The sequence below is a fragment of the Ruegeria sp. O11 genome (genome assembly GCF_056535285.1).
In genome coordinates this window covers 83,505-101,511 of sequence record NZ_JBQERS010000005.1, presented here as the reverse complement: position 1 = coordinate 101,511, position 18,007 = coordinate 83,505, and the positions used below count along the sequence as shown (strand labels likewise).

The following is an 18,007-nucleotide window of genomic DNA, read 5'->3' as shown; positions in this document are numbered from 1 at the left end:
TTGCTACAATCATAAACGCCCTCCTACGGCTAATGGGTTCAAAGTGAGAGGTTGGACATCGACCCAAGCGGGGCTCGTTGTGGCTGCTTCCTTCCGGACCTGACCAGGTTGGCGAGGCGCTCGCCCGCGCCAACCTCTCGAACATCGATATAGGCCTCCGGCTGTAAAATGGCAACCCGTCAGAAGGTCAGATGAATGCGCATAAACCCATCGGTATCACGGGGCAGTATCTGGGGATCATAATCCGCCAATTCTTCCAGGTATTTGTCCGCGCCGGGACCGGTGGTCAGAATTGCTCCGCGGCTTTGGGTCGGCACAAACGAGAACGGCTGAGGAGCTTGTTCCAATGGGTCTACGGGCGATCTTCCCGCGATGGAATCGCACAGGATTTCGTGAATGCGCAGCGACGGCAGGTTTATCTGATCTGCTTGAAAGTCGACAGGAAAATGACCGCCCCCGCTGGCGCGATAATTGTTGAGTGCAACAACAAACCTTTGATCGGGGGCGACAGGCAACCCTTGAAATGTAAGATCGCGAACGCGGCTATGGCCGGGATCTGTGATCCGTCCGGTTGCATCGAAACGAGCGGGTTGAGACAGGTCGAACCGGCAGGTCACGCCATGCAGTACATCAAAATAATACCCCGCCCGCAGAGGATCGATGAGGTTGACTGGATCATTCAGCGAAAGCTGATTGAACAGTCCGGCGGACATCTCAAGCCAATCACGAACCTGTTCTCCGGTGATCAAAGTGGCACGCAACTCGTTTGGAAACACGCACAGATCAGCCACATTGCGTACCGAGATACTTCCCGCCGGGACATCGGTATAAAACCGAGTTCCTGCGCGGCCTCCGAATTTGGTGGGGGCGGCGGCTGACAGGACGGGATGGTCTGCCCATTCGGTATTCATAAGGTATGGCCGAAGCGCTGCAGCTTGAGCGGTTGCGATAAGCGCCAACCCACGGTCAGGGGCGCAGAACGAAAAATAGCTGTGTAATGGGTGTGGGACATTGCCGACGGGCTTGGCCGCGCGGGCGCGTGTTGCTGTGTGGCCTTGGGCAAACAACTGTGCCAACTCGGGACAATCGGTCACCGGCGATTTTGCGGGATTGACTGCGCGTAATTCGGCTTCGCTCTTGACGATGTGCCAGCCGTCAATATCTCGACCCAGTGTCAAATCAATGAGGCCGAGGTGTGAGCCTCCCCAACCCGGCATCACCACCGGTTTGCCATTTACAAGTCCGCGATTGCTGTCGACATGTTTCAAACCGACATGCGCCGCGCCCGGCAGAGTCAGGTGTGTATGGCCAGCAACGATTGCATCAATGCCTGTCAGAGCCGCAAGCGGAATAACGGCATTTTCCAGTTCTGGCTGTGCCTCTGCCGAACCGAGGCCTGAATGAGCCAGCGCGACGACCAAATCGCATCCATCTTTGCGCAGTTCTGCTGCTGTACGTTGTGCTGCGGTTAGGATATCGGCAATTTGCACGTCATCCCGCAGCATATGCGCCTCCCACCGGGCGGTCTGAGGTGGCAGGACAGAAAGAACACCTATGCTAATAGGAACATCTTCTCCTCCGATACTGATTGTGCGCTGCAGAATTGCTTGGGACACCCAGCCCTGTTCGGGAGTGTTGCTTTTCATGTTGCTGCAAACAACCGGACACTCGAACTGACCTGTGATGCGATTGATGAACTTTAGTCCAAATCCAAAATCGTGGTTGCCCAATCCGACTGCATCATACCCCAGGATATTGAACGCCTTGGGCAAAGGGTGTTGGGCTGGCATGGCTTCGGCCGCCCAGTCGCCAAACGGGGTACCTTGCAGGCTATCGCCATTGTCGAATAGCAAAACCAGCGCCCCGCTGCGTTCCGCCTGTTCTTGGGCGACCCGGATCATGCTTGCGGTGCGGGCGAGGCCGACATCAGGATCGGGGCGATCGGCATAATAGTCGTATGACGTCATGTGCATATGAAGATCAGAGGTCGCCAAGATCTGAATGTGCGCGCGACCTTTGGAATATCGATTTTGAGGCGGAAAAACTTCGGCTTTCAATATTCTTACTTCTGGATGATTGTGTAACGTAAACTTCACTATGAGTTGTATTTAGTGCAAATTCCGAGGCATTGCTGCGGTCTTTCGACGGCGCAAGAAATATTGATCTGTGAATACCCCGTTGCACCGGTGGTCAAGACATGGCAGCCCTTTGCGCAAATACAGGAATGACAGGCATGAAACGCGCAGAACAGGTAACTTTTGGCGGCTCTGGGCTGGACCGGGCAGGATTGCTGCGAGGCGATGCGGACAAATTGGCGCAGGCCCATGCTGACCCGTCAGCAGCATGTGTTCTGCTGTGGCGCGGCAAAATTTTGGCTAAGGGTGACGCTGTGGATCAGTTGGCGCTGCTTCCCATGTCCCACGATATTCTCAAAAATGGTCCAGGTGGTGTGATCGAGGTGCCCGTCCTGCTCGGGTGTATGGACGACGGATCGCCTATGTTTGCCTTGGATATATCTGATTGGGCGGCCGAGGGGCTAGACCTCTCTGCTGTCGGGAAGTTTGTGGATGGTAGCGAACAACAACACCCCGACTTGCCCAAAGGGCATGTGTTTGTCGAGCTACGCCGGATCATGGCACGGCTGAATCCACGTGATGCAGAGTTGGCAGCAACCGCCAAGGCGGTGATCGGCTGGCATGAAACGCATCAGTTTTGCGCCCAGTGCGGTGCACATAGTGAGATGGTTCAAGCTGGATGGCAACGCAGCTGCCCAGCCTGTGGCGGGCAGCATTTCCCGCGCACAGATCCGGTTGTTATCATGCTGATAACGAACGGAAATTCAGTTCTGATGGGCCGTTCTCCTGGCTGGCCCGAGGGGATGTATTCACTTTTGGCGGGCTTCGTTGAACCCGGCGAAACGCTCGAAGCCGCAGTACGGCGCGAGGTGATGGAAGAAGCCGGAGTACCCGTGGGCGAAGTGCGCTATCTTTCCAGCCAGCCTTGGCCCTTTCCTGCATCCCTGATGTTTGGCTGTGCAGGCGAAGCCCTTTCGCGCGATATTCAGATCGACCCAGTTGAAATCGAAGATGCGATGTGGGTCACCCGGACCGAGATGATGCAGGCCTTTGCCGGGGACCACCCCAAGCTCCTGCCAGCCCGAAAGGGCGCGATTGCACATTTTTTGTTGCAACACTGGCTTGCAGACACACTGGACTGACGAGAAACTGGACTCAATCAAGGGCAGAGTAAAACGAACATGCAGTTTTCAGCGCAGGAAGATATCGAAGTTCCGATTGATACGGTCTTCACCATGATTTCTGATTTTGAGCGCTTTGAACGCATGGCCTTGCGGCGCGGGATTGAAGTGAGGAGAATCGCCGATTCTGCGGTGCCACAGACCAGAACCGCATGGGAGACCGAGTTCAAGATACGCGGTAAACCACGTCAGATTGCCATAGAGATGACGGAATATGACAGCCCGTCTCTGATGCGCTTTCAATCCAGTAGTAAGGGAATGAACGGTGATACGGTTGTCGAGCTTTTGGCACTGTCTCAACGTCGGACACGTTTGCGGATTGAGACATCGCTGGGCGCAAAAACCCTTCCCGCACGGCTATTGCTACAGTCTTTGAAGCTCGGGCAATCCAGGTTCCGCCGACAGTTTCAGACGCGGCTCAGCGAATTTGCGCGGGACATGGAAGAACGGCACCTGCATGGTGCCTGAATATGAGGGAGTAGATGAGTAGATTGGATCTACCGATCATCCGCGAAGCTGTTGAGGCTGATGCTGATGGAATTGCCAAGGTGCTGACCGAGCTCGTGGCTGCCGGTAAGCGAAGCAAAGACAGCAACGCTACTTTTGCTTTGGGGCATTACATCAGCGATCCCGAACGTATTCGGTGTAGTGTTGCTGTCACGCCAAACGGAGAAATTTTGGGTTTCCAATCGCTGAAACTTGCCACCGAAAACAACCCCTATGAGGTTGCGGTCGGCTTGGGTATCATCGGCACACATATTCGGCCGTCTGCTGCGCGACGCGGTGTGGGGCGGGCACTATTTGAATCGACGCTTGAGGCCGCTCGACATAAGGGTTTACCTGCTATCGACGCGACGATTGGGGCCGCCAATCCCGAGGGGCTTGGGTACTATGAAGCCATGGGATTTCGAGAATATCGCCGGATGGAAGGTGCAGTATGCAAGATCTTTCATGTTCCCAAAGTCTGAGCCTGGCAACACCCAAATGATAAGCACGCCCTAAAACATGTCGCAGATCATCTTTCTTCACGGTGCATCCAGCAGTGGGAAAACGACACTGGCACGGGCATTGCAAAGGGCGGCAGAGGTGCCATTCTGGCACATCTCGATTGATCATCTTCGGGACTCTGGCGTTCTGCCCATGCGGCGCTTTCAAAGCAGAGAATTCGATTGGTCGATCGAGCGTGGCAAGTTCTTTGATGGTTTCCATGCGACTTTGGCGGCCTATGCAAATGCAGGAAACAATCTGATCATCGAACATATTCTGGATACGCCTGAATGGGCAGAAATGCTAAAGCGGCATCTGGCAGGTCATGATGTATTGTTTGTGGCTGTGCATTGCCCCACCGACCTCCTAATCGAAAGAGAAATGGCGCACGGTGACCGCGAACAAGGCAGCGCGGTGAGTGACCAACAGGTCATTCACATAGGCAGGGTCTATGATCTGGAAGTCAATTCGATGGATGACATCGATGGAAATGTCGATCTCATCCTCGATGCATGGCGCAATGGGACACGGAGCTCTGAGTTTGCCTCGCAGGAGGTGTAGCGACAGCGAAATGTTACCCGCGGGGCTGCGCCGCCGGGTAGACGCCAAGCACCTCAACATTGGTGGTGAAATGCTCTAGTTCATCCATCGCCAATTTTACATTGCGATCATCCGGGTGGCCTACGATATCCGCATAGAACTGCGTCGCAGTGAATGAGCCGTCGACCATGTAGCTTTCCAGCTTGGTCATGTTGATGCCATTGGTGGCAAATCCACCCATTGCCTTGTATAGCGCGGCCGGGATGTTTCGGACCTGAAAGACGAAACTGGTGATCATCCCATGTTCGCCACGACGCGAATCGTCGACCTCTCGTGACATCACTAGAAACCGGGTCGTATTATCTCCCTGATCTTCAATATGTCGCGCCAATACGTTGAGGCCGTAGATTTCGCCTGCAAGTTCACTGGCCAAAGCTGCGGAATGCTTGTTACCAGCCTCAGCAACTTCTCGCGCGGCGCGGGCATTATCTGGGCTGACCCGTCCGCGAATTCCGTGCTCTCGCAGAAATCCTGCGCATTGTGGCAGCAAAACAAGGTGTGAATGCGCTTCGGTGATGTCTTCCAACTTGGCGCCGGGTACGGAAAGCAAATTGATATGCACCCTCACAAATGCCTCATCGATAATATGCAGCCCGCTATGGGGAAGCAGGCGGTGGATATCCGCGACGCGGCCATAGGTGGTGTTTTCAACCGGCAACATTGCCAGATCAGCTTCGCCCGAACGCACCGATTCGATCACATCTTCGAATGTACGGCAGGGCAGTGCGTCCATATCCGGGCGCGCGTTGCGGCAAGCCTCGTGGCTATAGGCGCCAGGTTCTCCCTGAAATGCTATGCGATTGGTCATTTGGTCGTTTCCGTGCAACAAGTTCTTGAATTGGGCGTTTAGTCGCGGTGTCTATACCTTGCCTCTTGTCAGGGGAAGCCTTAGACACCCGGAAGACAGCTAAAGTGGACTCGCGATCAATGTTCGACACGATGACAGTTACCAAGGCCGCAGCAGGCCTGTTTGGCACCTTCCTGGTGCTGCTTCTGGCAAAATGGGGGGCGGATGTCCTCTATAGCAGTGATAGCCATCATGCCGAGGCTGCCTACGTTATCGAATCCGAAAGCTCGGGCGAAAGTGCCGACGGTGAAGAGGTGGTCTTCGAAGAGATTCTGGCAGCAGCCGATCCTGAAAAAGGAGCAAGGGTGTTCCGTAAATGCACCGCTTGCCACAAATTGGAAGACGGCGCGAACGGCACTGGCCCGTACCTTTATGCCATCGTAGATCGCCCTGTAGCTTCGGCAAAAGGGTTTACCGGCTATTCTGCAGCTATGCAGGCACATGGCGGCAACTGGACGCCTGAAGCGCTTGATGCCTTCCTGACCCGACCCAGCAGCTATATCTCGGGCACCTCGATGAGCTTTGCGGGCCTGAAAAAACCACAGGATCGCGCCGACTTGATTGCTTACCTGCAGACCATCGGCAACTGATCTTTTGATCATTACGCAAGAATTCAAAGCCGCTGCGCCAAGCAGCGGCTTTTATTTTTTACGTGAGAAAAACTTCACAAAGCGCTCACGCATTCTAAACTTGCAACTGACAGTGCTGGACCTTTAGCTGGCTGGCACAACAATGAAGATGACAGATATTCAGAGGACGAGCCCAATGAAACCCCTTCTGCCTGCGATGCGCTTTACTGGAATTCATTCTTGGACTGCGGCGTTAGGAATTTCGGCAGCGGTTGTTTTCGGAGGTATTCAAGCCAGCGCGAGCGAGGATGGTATCACTCGAACCCACGGCTATTCTTACTTTGGAAACCTGGATTACCCGGCGGATTATCCGCACCTGAATTATGTCAATCCCGATGCGCCAAAAGGTGGAGAGCTGTCGCTGGCGGGATCAGGTACGTTTGATTCCCTGAACCCCTACTCGCGAAAAGGTCGCGCGGGCGCGTTGACGACGATTCAATATGACCCGCTGATCGAAAGCACATCAGACAGTGTTGGCCAATACTACGGTGTTGTCGCCGAAAGCATGGAGTATGACGAAGGCCGCAACTACGTGATATTCCATTTGCGCCCCGAGGCGATGTTCTGGGATGGAACCCCAGTGACGGCCGAGGATGTAGTCTATAGCCACCGCCTGTTTATCGAGCAGGGCTTGCCATCTTATGCACAGGCAGTCGGCCGGATGGTCACGGGTGCCGAAGCGCTGGATGATCACACCGTCAAATTTACCTTCAGCCCGGATGTAACACGTCGTGGGCTAATCGAAACAGTTGGTTCAACTCCGGTCTTCTCGAAGGCTTGGTTTGAAGCTGATGAAAACCGCCGCCTTGATGAACCTCGCCTTGAGGTCGCCGTAGGGTCCGGCCCGTACAAGCTGGACAGCTACGACATCAATCGCCGCATCGTTTACAAGCGTCGTGATGACTATTGGGGCAAGGACTTGCCGATCAATGTGGGTCGCAACAATTACGACATCATTCGGATCGAGTATTTCGCTGATCAAACTGCCGCATTTGAGGGTTTCAAGGCTGGTGAGTACACCATGCGTGTTGAAAGTGATCCGAAGCAGTGGGCCTCGAGTTACGATTTCCCGAAGCTCGACGAAGGGTATGTTGTGCAGGATGAGATCGTTGATGGAAGTCCTCCGACACCATCTGGGTTTGTATTCAATCTGGGAAAACCGCAGTTTGCCGACAAGAATGTGCGCAAAGCACTAGCGCTGGCGTTTAATTTCGAATGGGCAAATGAGTCGCTGATGTTCGGACTGAACACGCCGCGCAATTCGTTTGTGCAAGGCACTCATCTTGAGGCAACAGGTGCGCCAGAAGGCGCGGAACTGGCGTTCTTGGAAACACTGGGCGATATCGTCCCGGCCGATGTCTTAAGCGAGCCCGCGCTTGTTGTTCATGAATCCAACCCGGCCCGCCTGAACGATCGTCGCAATCTGCGGAAAGCGTCGAAACTGCTGGATGAAGCCGGATGGCCGGTCGGTGAAGGCAATCTGCGCCGCAATTCCGAAGGGCAGACGCTGAAAGTGAATATTCCTTACGCGTCCAGTATTCCCACCTCGACTTCGACGATGATCGAGACCTACGTCCAGAACCTTCAGTCAATTGGTGTGGATGCTTCTGCAGAGAAAGTTGACCCCTCTCAGTTCACGCTGCGGCGTCGTGAGCGGGATTACGACATGGTGTATTCGAACCGATATGGCTCGTTCCTATCCACCGGTGGCGGCCTAAGCCAGATGTATGGATCGGAAGAGGCTGCATTCAGCCTGTTCAATCCGGCGGGTCTTGCCAGCCCTCTTGTGGACGCGGTGATCGAAGCGTCCTTTGATACAACAAATCAGGCAGAGCAGGATGCCGCATTGATGGCGTTGGACCGTGTGCTGCGCTATGAGTTCTTTGTCATACCCGATGGGTATGTGGCGGACTACTGGACGGCTTACTACGACATGTATGAATACCCTGAAAATCTACCTCCATTCTCGCTGGGGTATCTCGATTTTTGGTGGATCAACCCTGAGAAAGAGGCTGACCTGAAAGCCAAAGGCGCACTGCGGTAAAATGGGCGCCTATATTCTAAGACGCCTATTGCTGGTCATACCGACCCTTCTGGGCATCATGATCGTCAATTTCACGCTGGTGCAATTTGTGCCGGGCGGACCGATCGAACAGATCATTGCGCAGATCGAAGGTCAGGGCGATGTCTTTGCAGGATTCGCCGGTGGTGGCGATGCCGGGGCAGGCGCCGAACCTGCTGGAGGTGCCTTTGACGACAAATACGTCGGTGCGCGTGGGTTGCCACCTGAGTTCATCGCTGAACTGGAAAAAGAGTTTGGATTCGACAAACCGCCACTCGAACGTTTTCTAGGCATGATGGGCAATTACCTGACGTTGGATTTTGGTGAGAGCTACTTCCGCTCGATCAGCGTGATCGATCTGGTGCTCGAAAAAATGCCCGTGTCGATATCACTGGGTCTTTGGTCGACCCTGATCGCCTATCTGGTTTCGATCCCACTGGGAATCCGCAAGGCGATCAAGGACGGTTCAAGTTTCGACACTTGGACCAGTGGTGCGATCATCGTGGCGTATGCGATCCCCGGGTTCCTGTTTGCCATTCTGCTTCTGGTGCTCTTCGCCGGTGGGTCGTATTGGCAGATATTCCCGCTGCGCGGCCTGACCTCGGACAACTGGGAAAGCCTCAGCCTGTTTGGCAAGATCGCCGACTATTTCTGGCACATCGCGCTTCCGATCATCGCACTGACGATCTCGGCCTTTGCGACGCTGACACTGCTGACCAAGAACTCGTTCCTGGATGAGATCAAAAAGCAATATGTCATGACCGCTCGTGCCAAAGGGCTGAGTGAGCGCAAAGTGCTGTACGGCCATGTCTTCCGCAACGCGATGCTGATCGTGATTGCAGGGTTTCCGGCAGTGTTCATCGGCGTTTTCTTTGGTGGCTCGATCATCATCGAGACCATTTTCTCGCTCGATGGTCTTGGGCGACTGGGCTTTGAGGCCGCAGTGGCGCGCGACTATCCGGTGATTTTCGGCACGCTCTTCATCTTTGGCCTCATGGGCCTGGTTGTCGGCATCATCAGCGACCTGATGTACGTTCTGGTCGACCCGCGCATCGACTTTGAAAAGCGGGAGGGATAATTGGCACTTTCCCCTCTAAACCAGCGCCGCTGGCGTAATTTCCGGCGTAACGGCCGTGCCTTCTGGTCGCTGATCATCTTCTCGATCCTGTTTGGCCTGTCGCTGTTTGCCGAGTTCATCGCCAACGACAAGCCGATCCTGGTGAAGTACCGGGGCGAATTCTACACGCCGGTCTTCAACTTCTACGCCGAGACCGAATTCGGTGGCGATTTCCAGACCGAGGCGATTTATCGCGACCCCGAGGTCATGTGCCTGATCGACAGCGGAGGGCTAGATCAGTGTTTCGATGATCCTGAAGGGATTATCGAAGAGATTCAGGCTGGTACATTCGAGGCCGACGGCTTCGAGCGCGGCTGGGCTATCTGGCCACTGATCCCTTATTCCTTCAACACCAGCGTGGACCGACCGGGTGCTGCACCGCTGCCGCCCAATAGTCAAAACCTTCTGGGCACGGATGACACCAAGCGAGATGTGCTGGCCCGCGTGATCTATGGCTTTCGCCTGTCGATCCTGTTCACGCTAATTGTGACCGGGGCAGCCAGTTTGATCGGCATCTTCGCAGGGGCCATTCAGGGCTTTTTTGGCGGCTGGCTCGATCTGATCTTTCAACGGATTATCGAAATCTGGTCATCAACTCCCTCGCTCTATGTGATTATCATCATGTTTGCCATTCTCGGCCGAAGTTTTTGGTTGTTGGTGGCTCTGATGATTCTGTTCGGTTGGACCGGGTTGGTTGGCGTTGTACGGGCTGAGTTCCTGCGGGCTCGAAATCTGGAATATGTTCGTGCCGCGCGCGCACTAGGTGTGGGTAACATGACGATCATGTTCCGCCACATGCTGCCCAATGCGATGGTTGCCACGCTGACCTTCATGCCGTTCATCGTGACCGGCACGATTGGCGGACTGGCGTCGCTAGACTTCCTTGGTTTCGGCCTTCCGTCCTCGGCCCCATCGCTCGGAGAGCTCACATTACAGGCAAAACAAAACCTGCAGGCTCCTTGGCTGGCCTTCACCGCCTTTTTCACCTTTGCCATCATGCTGTCGCTGCTGGTCTTCATTTTCGAAGGCGTGCGTGATGCGTTTGATCCCAGAAAGACCTTTTCATGAGCCTGCTGGATGTGAACAACCTCAAAGTCTCCTTCCGGCAGGACGGGCAGGTTTCTGCGGCGGTGAAAGGTGTGTCCTTTACCGTGGACCGGGGTGAAACGGTTGCTCTGGTAGGGGAATCGGGCTCAGGCAAGTCCGTGACCGCTCTCAGCACCGTATCACTGCTGGGCGATAGTGCGATCGTTGAAGGCTCGGTCACCTATGACGGCCAAGAGATGATTGGCGCGTCCGAGAACAAGCTGATGGAAGTGCGCGGCAACGACATCAGCTTTATTTTCCAAGAGCCGATGACCTCGCTAAACCCGCTTCATACGATCCAGAAGCAGATGGCCGAGTCTCTAGCATTGCACCAGGGGTTGGCTGGTGATGCGGCGCGAAATCGGATTATTGAACTGCTGAACAAAGTTGGCATCCGCGACCCGGAAGAGCGTTTGGACAGTTATCCGCATCAGCTGTCGGGTGGTCAGCGTCAGCGCGTGATGATCGCCATGGCATTGGCCAACAAGCCGGATATTTTGATCGCAGATGAACCAACGACCGCGCTGGATGTGACCATTCAGGCGCAAATTCTGGAACTGCTGGCTGAACTGCAAAAGTCTGAAAACATGGGAATGCTGTTCATCACCCATGACCTTGGCATCGTCCGGCGCATCGCCGACCGGGTCTGCGTAATGAAGGATGGTGAGATCGTCGAAACCGGCGTGACCTCCGAGATTTTCGACAACCCGCAGCATCCTTATACGCGCAAGCTGCTGGCGGCTGAGCCGTCAGGACACCCCGATCCGGTGGCAGCTGATGCCGAAGAGGTCGCGCGCACCGATCACCTGAAGGTCTGGTTTCCGATCCAACGGGGGTTTCTGAAACGTACAGTCGGGCATGTAAAAGCCGTCAATGACGCGACGCTCAGCGTCCGTGCCGGGGAAACGCTTGGAATCGTAGGCGAGAGTGGATCGGGCAAAACGACACTGGCCCTGGCCATGATGCGTTTGATCGCCTCCGAGGGCGGGATCACTTTCCGCGATCAGGACGTTCGCCGCTGGTCAACACGTGAACTCAGACGGCTGCGCAAAGATATGCAGATCGTGTTTCAGGACCCGTTTGGCAGCCTCAGCCCCCGTATGACCTGTATGCAGATCATCGCCGAAGGGTTGGCTATCCACAATGTCGACCCCCATCGTGCCCCGCGTGAATTGGTGGCCGAAGTGATGACCGAGGTTGGGCTGGACCCCGCCGCGATGGACCGTTATCCACATGAGTTTTCAGGTGGGCAACGCCAGCGGATCGCCATCGCGCGCGCCATGGTGTTGCGGCCCAAGCTGCTGGTTCTGGATGAACCGACCAGTGCGCTGGACATGACCGTGCAGGTGCAGATTGTTGATCTGTTGCGGGACCTGCAAAGGAAGTACGGGCTGGCTTATCTGTTCATCAGCCACGACCTGAAGGTCGTGCGCGCGATGTCCCATAACGTCATCGTCATGCGCAACGGGGATGTGGTCGAGATGGGCGCAGCTGAGGATTTGTTCGAACACGCCCAAACCGACTACACGCGTGAATTGATCGCGGCAGCGGGCTGACGAGCAGCCCGCCCCCCTAGCCTCAGGCCATTTCCTTGTTCTTTGCAGAGGCAGGAACAGGGCCGCGCAGTTCTTCATAATGATCGAACTGCAGTTTGACCCAACCGGTGCCACGGGTGGCGCTGGCAAGGGTTCGGTGCAGTTCATCCTCGGCAACGGCCGGAAGCTGCGCGTTGAATATCTCCCAACCCGAAGCGTTCGGATTACCCTCGAAACCTAGCACCTGACCCTGCAAAGAACTGATCGTGGGGACTAGATCACCGACGAAGGTTGACGGCAGATGGATCTCGGCATTCAGGATCGGTTGCAGGACGACGGGTTTGGCCTCGGGTAGCGCTTCACGCACGGCGTTCTTGCCAGCGGTGCGGAAGGCATAGTCCGAACTGTCCACGTTATGGTGCTTGCCGTCGCTGAGCGTCACCTTGACGTCCACGACAGGGAAACCTTCAGGGCCTTCGACCAGTGCGTCCTTGGCCCCGTGCTCAACCGAAGGAATGTAGTTCCGGGGTACGGCCCCGCCTTTGACGATTTCTTCGAACTGGAACCCGGAGCCGCGCGGTAGTGGCGCGATTGAGATCACCACATCAGCAAATTGACCTGCGCCACCGGATTGCTTGCGGTGGCGGTGACGATGATCGACTTTGGTGCGGATGGTTTCGCGATAGGCTGTTCCGGCGGCCTCGGCTTCAATCTCGATCCCAAAATCTTCGTCTAGTTTAGCTGTCACGCGGCGCATGTGTTGTGGGCCTTGCGAACTTAGAATGGAATGACCGCTTAATTCGTCCTGTTCCAGATGCAGTCCGGGATCGATTTCAACCAAACGGGTCAGCGCGTTCGACAGACGCACATCGTCGCGTTCATGCGCGGGTGAGACAACCTGACGATGCGCAGCGGGATGCGAAGAGGCCCATTCCGGCAGCGGCGTAGCAGCAGCGCTATCATATATGAAACCAGGGTTGAGATGATCGGATTTAACGGCCAGACCAATCTGTCCAGCCTCAAGCGCTCCGATCTGGGTTTTGGCGTCGAGTGTGGTCAGGTTCCCAACAGTTTCACCGCCCAGAGGCTCGTGCGCTTTGACGCCATCGCCCAGTCCGCGCAATACGGTGATCTTACCAATATGCTTCTTCACATCCGCAAAGCCTGCGATGGCGCGCGCTGAATCTTCGGCCTCGTCCCTGTCTGCTGCTATGTTGAATTCCGGCGCCTCATGGCGCAGTGCTTTCATCAGGCGCGTCAGGCCATTGCCATGGCTGGCAGCACCCAGGCAGGCGGGGATCAGCTGGTGGTTCTGCAAAACCTGCGCGGCCAACTCGTAGACTTCCTCGCTGGGTGGCTGCTTGTCTTCGATCAGTTGTTCCAGCAAATGGTCATCAAAATCTGACAGGGTCTCGAGCAACTCGGTGCGCGCTTCCTGTTCGCGATCCTCCACCGATTGCGGTAGTTCGATCAAGGCTGAGGGCTGGCCTTCTTGATACTTCCACGCGCGTTCCGAAATCAGGTCGACGGCCCCGATGATGTCTTCTCCTTCGCGAATCGGAACTTGACGCAAAGCGATGTGGTGACTGCAATAGGTCTGAAGCGCTGCTACGATGTCGCGTATGCGGCCATTGGGGCTGTCCATGCGATTGATGAAGAGGAAACTGGGAATACCTGCTTCCTCAACCAGTCTTAGATAAGGGGCACAAAGGACTGCGGCGTCCGGATCGGGGGGGACCACAACCACTGCTGCGTCTGAAATGGCCATCGCCGGGCCGACATAGGCCAGCGCATCGCCGCCACCGTCCACGTCCACCGCGCACCACGGTTCGTCTAAATAAGAAAAACCGTGCAAATGCACGGTTCCGGAAACATCGAATGTTGTAGGCCGCCCGTCGAGGCGGCTGATCGCTTCGACCAAGGTGGATTTGCCCGATTGACTGGGGCCGAGGACGGTGAAAACGCGCATGAGTGCTGTCCCTGTTTCAGTTGCAACTTGGCTGCACGAAAAGGGCTGTCGAACGCATGTGCGTCGGCAAGAACTGTCTGCGTTTGCCTGCCTCAGGCTGTGAAGAGGCGGTCCTCTCCACCCCTTGAGTGTGGAGAATACCGAAGGCATGCGTCAAGCCCCCGTGCCGGATTCGAGGGGCAGGTCGCGAAAATCGACCTACCGAAGAGAGTTCAGATCGCAGAACTGTGCCCAGCTTTGCTCAGGTCGTAGGCATCAAAGCTGCGCGCGATCATGCGGGTAAGTGCGCGCGCTTCGAGCGGGATGAACAAGCCGTTTTCATCAACGCGCAGCAGTCCGTCAAAGGCAGCATTCGCCTTGGCGTACATCTGTTGCAGCTCAGCGGCCGAGATGTCGTAGTCGCGCAGGATCTCGTTCGAATTGATCTGGAAATCACACATCAGTGCCTCGATCAGGCGCGACCGCAGGATATCCTGACCTTTGAATAGGTGCCCACGCGACGTCGAGAACCGCCCTTCGCGAATGGCCTTCGTGTGGGCTGAGGTTGCCGGAGCATTCTGTGCATATCCTTGCGGGAACCGCGAGATTGAGCTGGCACCCAAGCCAATCAGGATCGGGGCTTGATCGTCCGTGTAACCCTGAAAATTCCGTTTCAGGCGGCCAGCGCGCAGCGCATGGGTCAGACCATCATCCTGTGTCGCAAAGTGGTCGATCCCAATTTCAGCGTAATTGTCCCACAGAAACAGTCGCCGGGCAGTTTCGAACAATTCCAGTCGCTGCTCTGGCGTGGGGAGCGCATCTGATGGAATCAGTTGCTGGCGCTTGGCCATCCAGGGCACGTGCGCATAGCCATAAAGTGCGACTCGATCCGGGTTCAGGGAAAGTAGCTTTTGCACGCTTTCGGTCATGCGCGCTTTGGTCTGGTGGGGCAGACCATATAGGATATCCGCGTTCAGGCTGGCAATTCCACGTGCGCGGATCATCTCGGCCGCTTTGCGAGTGGTATCGTAGCTTTGAATGCGGCCGATGGTTTTCTGGATTTCATCATCGAAATCCTGCACGCCGATCGAGGCGCGGTTCATCCCGGCCTCGGCCAGCGCATCCAATCTGGCTTCGTCGATCTCATTCGGATCAATTTCAACCGAGAATTCCGCATCTGGACCCAGCGGGACGACCTCAAGAATCCGTCCTGCCAACTCGCGCATCAGGTCCGCATTCAACAGGGTCGGCGTGCCGCCACCCCAATGTAGCCGAGACAGCGTAACACCCTCGGGCAAACGCGCGGCCAGCAGGTCCAGTTCGGCTTTTAGAACGTCCACATAGGCAATAACAGGGTTATCCGTCTGGGTGCCCTGGGTCCGGCAGGCGCAAAACCAGCACAGCCTGCGGCAGAAGGGTACGTGGATATAAAGCGAGATCGAACTGCCGGGGGCAATCCCGGAAATCCAGTCGGCAAACAAGTCAGCCCCCACGTCATTGCTAAAGTGGGGGGCGGTGGGATAGCTTGTATAACGCGGTACTTTCGCGTCAAAAAGTCCAAGCCGTGCCAATTGAGGTTTCAGTGTCATGGCGATATGACTATAGCGGGAGGGCCCAGGGTACTTTGACCGAAATCAAATGGAAACGCGAATGACACTCAAGGCCCAATTCGACCACACAAATTGCGCAGAATGCCCGATACGGCATCGCGCGGTGTGCGCGCATTGTGAAAAGGATGAGCTGGAGGAACTTGAGAGCATCAAGTACTACCGCAGCTTCGAGGCCGGGCAGACAGTCATTTGGTCCGGAGATCCGATGAACTTTGTCGGTTCTGTCGTATCCGGAATTGCGTCTCTGACACAGACGATGGAAGACGGTCGCACACAGATGGTGGGCTTGCTCTTGCCTAGTGATTTCGTTGGGCGACCCGGGCGTGAAAACGCGCCGTATGACGTGGTTGCGACGACCGATCTGGTGATGTGCTGTTTTCGGAAAAAACCTTTTGAAGAACTGATGGTGACGACACCGCATATCGCGCAGCGTCTGTTGCAGATGACTCTCGACGAGTTGGATGCCGCGCGTGAATGGATGCTGGTGCTTGGGCGCAAAACGGCGCGGGAAAAGATTGCCAGCCTTCTCTCGATCATTGCGCGTAGGGACGCGTCACTTCATTCGTCCGGCACTGTCGGCCCGATTGTATTCGACCTTCCTCTGACACGAGAGGCGATGGCAGACTACCTAGGCCTGACGCTTGAGACTGTCAGCAGACAAATCTCGGCCCTGAAGAAGGATAAGGTCATCTTGCTGGAAAGCAAACGCCATGTCACGATCCCAGATATGGGGCGTTTGATGGAAGAGGCGGGTGACGATTCGGATGGCGGATTTCTGGTCTGATATCCAATGCTCTGACTAAGGTCCCAAAACAAACAGGAGCCAACAATGGAATTCAGCGGTGTATTGGCCATGTTGTTTATCGGCGCGATTGCCGGGTGGCTGTCCGGAAAGATCATGGAAGGCCGCGGGTTCGGCTTGATTGGCAACATCATCGTCGGAGTCGTCGGCGCTTTTATGGCCGGCACGATCTTCCCGGCTTTGGGTTTTGCCGTTGGTGGAGGGCTGTTCTCTTCGATTTTCTTTGCGACGGCCGGTGCGGTGATCCTACTGTTCCTGATCGGTCTGATCCGCAAGAATTAGTTTTTTAGAGATATGAGGGGACGATGCCATGACGTGTTGAGGCGCAGAATGAAAAGTAATGCCATATGGGTGATCGGGAGCTGATGCATGAAGACAATATTCCATGTAGGTATGCCTAAAGCTGGCTCTACTGCTTTACAGGAATCTCTTCTTCTTTCGCGTGAGTATCTACGGGGTTGTGGTATACTTTACCCTAAGAATGTTGAAGGAGTCCTCCTTAACAACCACAGGCTTCTGGCCCAACCATTCTGCGATTTCAATAAACTGGCCGGAGATGTCCGTAGAGAATGTATCGATGAAAAGGAGCTGCGGGAAAAATTCCTGGAACTTGCTAGTAGTATTCACAATCAGGTATCGGAATGCTCGCCTGCATGCTTAATCCTCTCATACGAGAATTTGTGGGGGCGTATTGCAGATGATGCCGCGCCCAGAGTCCGAGAGCATTTGGGAGAATTGATTGGGGCACAACCCAGCGCTGTCATTTACTTTAGACGTCCTTCAGCGAAATACCTCTCGGGTCTGCAACAGGGATTAAAATTCGCTCGATTTCGACAACCCAGTAAACCCAATTTCAAAGTGCCGTATGCAAGGGTGCAATCAATTTTCGGGCGGCACACTATTACACCGATCGCATTCGACAGATCGCTGTTACTCAAGGGCGATATTGTTCACGATTTTGTCGAGCGATTTCTTAGGGCCTACGGTGCCGATCCGCTGCAGATGGAAAAACCAAAGCGCAACAACTCTAGTGTTAGTGCGGCCGCCATGCAACTCTTAGATCTCTATCGAATTCATGAGGTTCAGGGAAAACTGAATGGTTTAGATGTAACAACCTTGAGGCGGAATATTGTTAGGGCAGAGGAGCGATTGGAACTCACTCGACCTAAGCTAAAGCCAGAGGTTTCTAACATGGTTGACTATTGTTCAACTGAACCGCTCTGGCTTCGGGATCAGCATGGGATTGAGTTTCCTGAATTTGACTACGATCGGCTTGAGAAAGGCGATCTGGTCGAACTGAAGCGAAACGAATCTTTGAGCAGTTTAATAGATGTTGATGCCGATGAATTCATATCACTTGTTGAAGATTTAGAGCGTAACGGAACCGATCCGAATCTTCGTGCTTGGGTGCTGCAGTTCTGCAGCGTCCGAACGCGCAAAAGCGTTTTGAGGCGTATTAGAAGGACCTGGCCGGCCAGAAAGATCTAGGGTCAGGCCTCATTGAATTTCACAGCCAGTAGATGACGGT

The 18,007-nt window shown here is 55.1% G+C and carries 16 protein-coding genes and 1 other RNA gene; 12 read left to right on the top strand and 5 right to left on the bottom strand.

The features are described 5' to 3' along the window. Positions 1 to 41: 41 nt before the first annotated feature. Positions 42 to 140, bottom strand: an RNA gene (ffs, locus tag ACRZ91_RS12055) — signal recognition particle sRNA small type. A gap of 39 nt (positions 141 to 179) precedes the next feature. Next, on the bottom strand, positions 180 to 2,096 hold the full coding sequence (locus ACRZ91_RS12050) for a bifunctional 2',3'-cyclic-nucleotide 2'-phosphodiesterase/3'-nucleotidase (RefSeq protein ID WP_480905607.1): 1,917 nt from the start codon (positions 2,094 to 2,096) through the stop codon (positions 180 to 182). A 137-nt stretch (positions 2,097 to 2,233) separates the two neighbouring features. Here ACRZ91_RS12050 and nudC point away from each other — a divergent pair, with 137 nt between their 5' ends. From nudC to ACRZ91_RS12030, 4 genes are read left to right on the top strand one after another with little or no spacing between them, the layout of a single operon-like run. Beyond that, positions 2,234 to 3,217 (top strand): NAD(+) diphosphatase, encoded by a 984-nt coding sequence (nudC, locus tag ACRZ91_RS12045; protein WP_480905604.1) that lies wholly within the window; start codon positions 2,234 to 2,236, stop codon positions 3,215 to 3,217. A 39-nt stretch (positions 3,218 to 3,256) separates the two neighbouring features. Next, complete coding sequence (locus tag ACRZ91_RS12040) at positions 3,257 to 3,724, top strand: SRPBCC family protein (RefSeq protein WP_480905601.1); 468 nt, start codon at positions 3,257 to 3,259, stop codon at positions 3,722 to 3,724. A 14-nt stretch (positions 3,725 to 3,738) separates the two neighbouring features. Next, on the top strand, positions 3,739 to 4,224 hold the full coding sequence (locus ACRZ91_RS12035) for an N-acetyltransferase family protein (RefSeq protein WP_480905598.1): 486 nt from the start codon (positions 3,739 to 3,741) through the stop codon (positions 4,222 to 4,224). A gap of 37 nt (positions 4,225 to 4,261) precedes the next feature. After that, complete coding sequence (locus tag ACRZ91_RS12030) at positions 4,262 to 4,804, top strand: chloramphenicol phosphotransferase CPT family protein (RefSeq protein WP_480905596.1); 543 nt, start codon at positions 4,262 to 4,264, stop codon at positions 4,802 to 4,804. A 13-nt stretch (positions 4,805 to 4,817) separates the two neighbouring features. On the opposite strand, the gene ACRZ91_RS12025 is transcribed toward ACRZ91_RS12030, so the two are convergent. Then, positions 4,818 to 5,651, bottom strand: a complete 834-nt coding sequence (locus ACRZ91_RS12025; RefSeq protein WP_170476131.1) for a prephenate dehydratase — start codon at positions 5,649 to 5,651, stop codon at positions 4,818 to 4,820. Between the two features lie 119 nt (positions 5,652 to 5,770). Between ACRZ91_RS12025 and ACRZ91_RS12020 the strand changes: the two genes are divergently transcribed. From ACRZ91_RS12020 to ACRZ91_RS12000, 5 genes are all read left to right on the top strand, one after another. Further along, entirely contained in the window at positions 5,771 to 6,280 is a 510-nt protein-coding gene (locus tag ACRZ91_RS12020) for a c-type cytochrome (RefSeq protein ID WP_029621890.1), read from the top strand. Between the two features lie 175 nt (positions 6,281 to 6,455). Beyond that, complete coding sequence (locus tag ACRZ91_RS12015; protein WP_480654133.1) at positions 6,456 to 8,363, top strand: extracellular solute-binding protein; 1,908 nt, start codon at positions 6,456 to 6,458, stop codon at positions 8,361 to 8,363. A gap of 1 nt (position 8,364) precedes the next feature. Then, positions 8,365 to 9,459, top strand: coding sequence for a microcin C ABC transporter permease YejB (locus ACRZ91_RS12010; RefSeq protein ID WP_170476127.1), 1,095 nt, complete (start codon positions 8,365 to 8,367; stop codon positions 9,457 to 9,459). Continuing rightward, complete coding sequence (locus ACRZ91_RS12005) at positions 9,460 to 10,566, top strand: ABC transporter permease (protein ID WP_170476125.1); 1,107 nt, start codon at positions 9,460 to 9,462, stop codon at positions 10,564 to 10,566. Next, positions 10,563 to 12,140, top strand: coding sequence for an ABC transporter ATP-binding protein (locus ACRZ91_RS12000; RefSeq protein ID WP_170545080.1), 1,578 nt, complete (start codon positions 10,563 to 10,565; stop codon positions 12,138 to 12,140). Before ACRZ91_RS12005 ends, ACRZ91_RS12000 begins: the two co-directional genes overlap by 4 nt. A 22-nt stretch (positions 12,141 to 12,162) precedes the next feature. On the opposite strand, the gene ACRZ91_RS11995 is transcribed toward ACRZ91_RS12000, so the two are convergent. Together ACRZ91_RS11995 and hemN are read right to left on the bottom strand one after the other, a co-directional pair. Then, complete coding sequence (locus tag ACRZ91_RS11995) at positions 12,163 to 14,088, bottom strand: elongation factor G (RefSeq protein WP_480905592.1); 1,926 nt, start codon at positions 14,086 to 14,088, stop codon at positions 12,163 to 12,165. Between the two features lie 212 nt (positions 14,089 to 14,300). Then, positions 14,301 to 15,656, bottom strand: coding sequence for an oxygen-independent coproporphyrinogen III oxidase (gene hemN / locus ACRZ91_RS11990; RefSeq protein WP_170545074.1), 1,356 nt, complete (start codon positions 15,654 to 15,656; stop codon positions 14,301 to 14,303). A gap of 61 nt (positions 15,657 to 15,717) precedes the next feature. On the opposite strand from hemN, the gene fnrL reads away from it, so the two are divergent. From fnrL to ACRZ91_RS11975, 3 genes are all read left to right on the top strand, one after another. After that, positions 15,718 to 16,461 carry a transcriptional regulator FnrL gene (fnrL, locus tag ACRZ91_RS11985; protein WP_010440951.1) on the top strand — a complete coding sequence of 248 codons (744 nt, stop codon included), beginning with the start codon at positions 15,718 to 15,720 and terminating at the stop codon, positions 16,459 to 16,461. 45 nt (positions 16,462 to 16,506) lie between these two features. Then, positions 16,507 to 16,761, top strand: coding sequence for a GlsB/YeaQ/YmgE family stress response membrane protein (locus tag ACRZ91_RS11980; protein ID WP_480905588.1), 255 nt, complete (start codon positions 16,507 to 16,509; stop codon positions 16,759 to 16,761). A gap of 87 nt (positions 16,762 to 16,848) precedes the next feature. Continuing rightward, complete coding sequence (locus ACRZ91_RS11975; RefSeq protein ID WP_480905585.1) at positions 16,849 to 17,967, top strand: hypothetical protein; 1,119 nt, start codon at positions 16,849 to 16,851, stop codon at positions 17,965 to 17,967. Positions 17,968 to 18,007: the final 40 nt, after the last annotated feature.